At 62.4% G+C, this 1,391-nt stretch carries 1 protein-coding gene; it reads left to right on the forward strand.

The genetic code is table 11. From position 1 onward, the window contains the following. Positions 1-1,391: hypothetical protein (locus AQR02_RS21265; RefSeq protein WP_159067810.1), on the forward strand; the 1,391-nt coding region annotated here is incomplete at both ends.

A 1,391-nucleotide genomic window follows, 5' to 3' on the forward strand; every position in this document is an offset into this window, starting at 1 on the left:
CGGGCAGGGGCTGGCCGGCTGGGCCCAAGAGCCGGGAAGCGGCAGTACGATCCAGCTGGAGCAAGTGGCCGGTGGCGGGAGCGGACTGCAGCCTTCCGGTGTGACGCCATCCGGCGGTGCAGCGAAGGAGAATGTGCAGTGCGTGCGGATCAGTAATCCCACGGAGGAGGTACGGACGACTCTAGGTTATGAGGAGCGCCTGCCGGTACAAACAGGCGATTATTACGGCATCCAGACCGAACTCAGCCTGGAAGCTCCGCTTGCCGGCGGCGGCGTATGCACCGGGGTTATCTTCCTGGATGCGGCAGGCCGGCTGCTCGGACCGATTCAGCTCTCGCCGCTCTTCAACCGGCGTACGCTGACCAACTGGGCGTATCTGCTTGAGGCTGCCGGTACCGATGCCAACTTGTATATGGTCTCAGGCGAAGAACCGTATGCCGGACTGGCGAAGCGCAAGCTGCAGTACATACTGGCTGATATGCGGCAGGGCATGGATATTTTCCGCCGGGACGGCTGGCATGATGACGACACGTATGGTGCTGTGCATATCGGCCGGGGACTGGCTGCCGTCTCGGTCATCTATGACCAGATTGCAGCCAGCGGAGTGTTCGCTGATCGGGAAACGGCGGCACTGCTGGCCGATTTCCGCTATATCGCGGCGATGATGATGGATACCGCCTACTACCGGTTCGACCTTGCGACCTTCCCCGATGAGAAGGGCGGCAAACGTAGCAACTGGAATGCCGACCGGGCGACCGGGCTAGGGGTGTATGCCCTGCTCTTCCCGCAGGAACCCGAGAGCGGAGATTATCTGGAGCACGCCCGCTCCGTAATCGACTGGCAGCTGGCGGAAGTGGTTGATCCGGATGGCGCCTGGCCGGAGAATGTGCGTTATCACGGCGCTGTGCTGCACCGTTATTTTCTGTTCTTCGCCCTGCTTAAGCGGCTGAAGGGCGTAGATTATTTCCGGCACCCCAAGGTCAAGGCGATGTACCGCTTCCTGATGGGAATCGTGACCGCGAAGGACCGGATTCAAAGCGGCCCGGCCGGCGCACCTGTTCTGCTCACCCCGGCCGTCGGTGATGCTAATGTGCAGGAGCAATGGTTCCGCCTGCTCGGCTACGCCGCTCCGTTCTATGCCGGGGAAGATCCGCAGCTGGCGGGAGAAATGATCTGGACCTGGAAGCACGGCGGCGCGCCGGTCCAGGATACCGGGGCATTTCCGCTGCCGCTGGTCCCGCTGCTGTATCCGCAGCCGGAGCTTCCGGAGCGCCATCCCGCTCTCCGCTCTGCGCATTATCCCGGCATCGGCTATGTCATCTTCCGCAGCGGGGCTGAGAACCTGCAGAACTACGCCATTTACGAGGCTTCACCGCTGACCTATCACGCCC

The organism is Paenibacillus ihuae (assembly GCF_001368795.1).
In the GTDB taxonomy this organism is placed as follows: Bacteria; Bacillota; Bacilli; order Paenibacillales; family Paenibacillaceae; genus Paenibacillus_AQ; species Paenibacillus_AQ ihuae.